The organism is Eudoraea sp. (assembly GCF_049665975.1).
Taxonomy (GTDB): Bacteria; Bacteroidota; Bacteroidia; order Flavobacteriales; family Flavobacteriaceae; genus Eudoraea.
The window spans coordinates 1-4,092 of sequence record NZ_JBATGR010000025.1 but is presented as its reverse complement, the minus strand read 5'-3'; the positions used below and the strand labels follow the sequence as shown (position 1 = coordinate 4,092).

Genomic DNA, 4,092 nt, shown 5'->3' with positions numbered 1-4,092 from the left:
CATCTAATCCATCTTTTATATTTTCAGGTGGATTATATATATATTGAATAGTAGATTGGGACAGGCAACTGACAATTAATAATAGAATAAAAATTGCAGTAAATAAATTTTTCATTCGTTCATGTATAGTTGATAATTGCAGATAACGCATTCGAGTATGGTAAGTTGCGCCTGCCTGCCGAAGGCAAGTGGTTAAGCAACTAATTTAACAAACAAATCACAGATAGAAAATTCCAGCGGAATTTTCGTAAGTAAGCCAGAACTAGCAACCTGTCCGCCTCTGGCGGATTAATTATACACCTCTCACGGTTTGGCATATATTTTCGTTGGCGTTTCAATGCTATTCATTTTCAAGTTACAATTATATTTAGTGGTTGCATTTAAGCTTGGTAAACCATTTCACCGCTAATGAAATATATGCCGTGTTAGCGGTAGTTTTTTAGTTATATTTTATTTATCAGATAGTCATTCTATTTCAATCAACCTCAGCTTTGTTTTATATACTAAAAAATAAGATGCTCTTGTTATTCATTGTAAGTTTTAAAATCCTCCAGATGTTTTGCAGCTTCTTCCAAATCCATAATTAGGAAACCGAAACCAACACCTGGTTCTGTATTATCTTTTCCTATCTGAAAACTTAAATATTTTCCATCGTCTGATATTACTCCTTGATTGGCCTTGTATCCATTATAGTCAGTGAAATAAGTTAATCTTTGCATTTCGCCTGACCCATCTAATTTCAATTTATACAGATCAAGCAATGGCCAGGCATTTTTGTCGGAGGGTCCGTGTTCGACCAGAGTGTGTAAACCGTCAGGGAATATTCCTTCAGGCTCATCGTAGCAGCAGGGAGAGTTAGTGATAGTTCTATATTCTCCGGTTTCGCTATCTACCATATAAACATCGGTATTATTTCCATTATTAATAGTATAAACAGCAAATGTTACTTTTACATCTTGTGGTGGAACAAGATTTTGTGTTTCAAGACTTGCATGACCCAGTGAAAAAAGTAACTGCTTTGAATCAAAAATCACTCTTTCATTGGCTAACTTGGGTATCCCATCTTGATAAATTATTTCGGCCATTAATAACTTTGCCCTATTTTTTCCCAACTCAGGTAATTGGCGATCTCGATGTGTCCAGGCTATTCTCATCTTATTTCTGGAAACAGCTGGCCCTTCAGCACAAAGGGTATTTAAAGGAACCGGGGGCGTTTCACCACTTTTATCCATTACGTACAACCAGGTAAGGTCGCGTGCTTTATCTCTTTCCTCCTTATCAGTAGGATCAAAGAGCGCATTTGGCCCGGCAAGCAGAATGTCGCCATTAGATAGATACATGGCCCTTGTAAAACCGTAATGATTAAAATGTCTGGTTTTTGGTCGTGTAATTCCGGTTGCCACCTCTAGTTCAAATACTTCACCCATTGGTTTATCTAAAAAAAGAATGAATCGGCCATCATGAGACCAATCTGGACGTTCTCCAAAACCGCTTATAAGTTTTATATATGGTGGTAAATTATCTATTGGACTAGCGTTTATTAAACCGGGTTCTAGTTTTACATTACCTTGTCCAAATACACTAATTGTCTGTAGTAGTATGTATAAAAGAAGTATTTGTTGTTGTCGAATAGTCTTTTTTATTGTATTCATGAATTCATGTTTTAAAATTGTTTTGGATAAAATTTCGTCTGAAATTACCGCCAACGTGTTCGTGTATGATTAGTTGCGCCTGCCTGCCGAAGGCAGGTGGTTAAGCAACTAATTTAACAAACAAATCACAGATAGAAAATTCCAGCGGAATTTTCGTAAGTAAGCTAGAACTGGCAACCTGTCCGCCTCTGGCGGATTAATTATACATATTGTTGGCAACAGTTTTTTTCATGCGTATTCGACTTCTAAAAAGTCAAAACATTTGCCCATTTTAAAATAAACATTGCTATAAGTGTAAGTGCGACACCATATAATACCACACCTTGCCAATAGTATAATCTCGATGGCCAATGTTTCCACATTGTAGTACCGTATTCTTTTTTCAAATCACCACTAGTCAGCCTCCAAATGAGATAAGCAAATACCAAGAAAATTAGAATTGCAATTAATAATACCCAAATTTTTTCCATTTTTATTTATCTGTTCTTAATTGTTGACAACGGTCTCCTTTACTTTATAACCGTCAGTTACGGGTTAAATTTACTTAATTTTCGATGAGGCACTGACGCTCCCAATTCCGAGTGGATTCAGACGTAGTCGTTCCGATAGCTTCTCCTTCGTAATACTATGGAGAAGGAGCTATCGGGACGCCGTAATTGTGGTTATACATTGTTGGGCACAGTTTTTTATTCAAATTCTGTGGGTTCAAGTACAATTCTATCGACATTTAGTTGTTTTCCTTTAAAGAAGTCTAGAACCATATCACCTATTAAAGGCGATTGCATATATAAGTCGTGTCCTGCGTTTTCTATAATAACGTGTTTGCCATTATCAAATTTTTTGGCTATTTCTTCTCCGTCACTCAAATAAGTTCGTCCATCCATTGTGCCACTTAAAAGCAATGCGTTTACTTTATTACTTACTAACTCTCGGAATTCATTTGGTAATTGGGGAAAATCTAACACCGTCATCCACTCATAAAGTAAAAAGTTAATTGAACTCCCCAAAATTGATGTATTCACTTGCTGAGCGACCTGCTTTTGGCGCTTTTCAGAAATTCCACTTTGCATATCCATAGCAAAAGACATTGGACTTACTCTACTATATATGTATCGTTTCATAACCATCACATCTTGTGCGATTTCGGAAAAGTTGCGATCATACATTTGAAAATAAATTTTTGGCAGCTTTTTAGAATCATCTGGATTTTTAAGGTAAAAAGTTGCAATAGCAGATTGTAACTCAAAATTTGAAATACCAACTGTATCTATTCCACCACCTCTATTTTTATATGTGCTAGTTACAGGTTTGTTTTTAAGCCTTTCGTGAACTGCAATGATTTTTTCTTTGAGATTGGGATATTTTTTTTCTGAACCGTAATTGTCTTTTGCTAATTCTGCTATTTGAAAAATAAAGTCTTCGGTTTGTTTAGGAAGTTTTATAGTTTCGTTAGAACCCTCAAGACTCGCCAAAACCATTTTATCAATGTTGTCTTCAAAAAGACGGATGTATTCAAAAGCGAGGTGAGAACCATAGCTTATGCCCCAAATTGAAACTTTATTTACTCCAAGAGCAAGTCTTAAATCATCAATATCTTTGGCGCTTTCAGTCGTATTGTAGGCGTTTAGGTTTACATTTTCCTTACCCCAAAATTCTAAGCATTTAGAAATATTCTCGGTTGATTTTTGAACATATTCAGCTTTATCAATGGCACTTCCAAGATCAAAATTGGCAAAATAAGGGCAATTTGGTAATTGATTTGCAATACCAGTACCACGTTGGTCATATGCAATTACATCGGCCACCTCGCGAAGTTTCATAAACAACGCGAAGCGGTTTCCTTGGGCTGTTCCTATCCCTGAGCCGCCTGGTCCACCTGCTAAATAGACTATAGGATTATCTGGGTTTGGATTGGTACTTTTAAATCTTATGAATGAAAGTTTTATCGAATCATTCGAACCATTCATTCTGTCCTCCAAAACTTTAAAAGTTCCTAATTCCGCTTGTACAGTATCTTTTGCCCGAGAAATAAATTCATATGGCTCAATTTTTATTTGCTGTCCAAATACAAAAGATTGCGAGAGTATAAAAATTGAAAAAAGTACTGTTTTTAATTTCATTGTTTAATTTTGTCAAATTGTGCCCAACGTTTAGTATAAAGGGGGTTTGGATGCCCTTTGTACATCTTAAGTTTACTCTCCTTAACTTTTAAGGTATAAATCAGAAATAACAAAAGAGGGGATTAAGGTTATTTTATACATAGAAGCCTAGACTTCGTCAACATTGATAATCCCCTCTCTTTTCCTACTTAGAATTCGTTCAGTTCTGTGAGTGTGATAAACTCGTTTTTAAGTTGTTGAAGTCCAAGTAGCCGTTCTTTCAAAAATCAGTTCTTATGAATAAATATACAGAAATTTATGGAGTGGACATTAGTAAGGAT

General features: G+C 35.7%; 3 protein-coding genes. All 3 read right to left on the bottom strand.

Annotation, left to right across the window (positions count from 1 at the left end; all coding sequences use genetic code 11):
* Window positions 1–524: 524 nt before the first annotated feature.
* Entirely contained in the window at window positions 525–1,652 is a 1,128-nt protein-coding gene (locus tag WBN20_RS00880; RefSeq protein WP_424280374.1) for a hypothetical protein, read from the bottom strand.
* A gap of 245 nt (window positions 1,653–1,897) precedes the next feature.
* Window positions 1,898–2,122, bottom strand: coding sequence for a hypothetical protein (locus tag WBN20_RS00875; RefSeq protein ID WP_424272024.1), 225 nt, complete (start codon window positions 2,120–2,122; stop codon window positions 1,898–1,900).
* Between the two features lie 216 nt (window positions 2,123–2,338).
* Complete coding sequence (locus tag WBN20_RS00870) at window positions 2,339–3,772, bottom strand: alpha/beta fold hydrolase (protein ID WP_424280373.1); 1,434 nt, start codon at window positions 3,770–3,772, stop codon at window positions 2,339–2,341.
* Between the last annotated feature and the right edge of the window lie 320 nt (window positions 3,773–4,092).

What these genes read in the sequence shown, in the direction of transcription:
- WBN20_RS00870 (WP_424280373.1), bottom strand. Translation starts at nt 3,772, where the DNA reads ATGAAATTAAAAACAGTACTTTTTTCAATTTTTATACTCTCGCAATCT.
- WBN20_RS00880 (WP_424280374.1), bottom strand. Translation starts at nt 1,652, where the DNA reads ATGAATACAATAAAAAAGACTATTCGACAACAACAAATACTTCTTTTA.
- WBN20_RS00875 (WP_424272024.1), bottom strand. Translation starts at nt 2,122, where the DNA reads ATGGAAAAAATTTGGGTATTATTAATTGCAATTCTAATTTTCTTGGTA.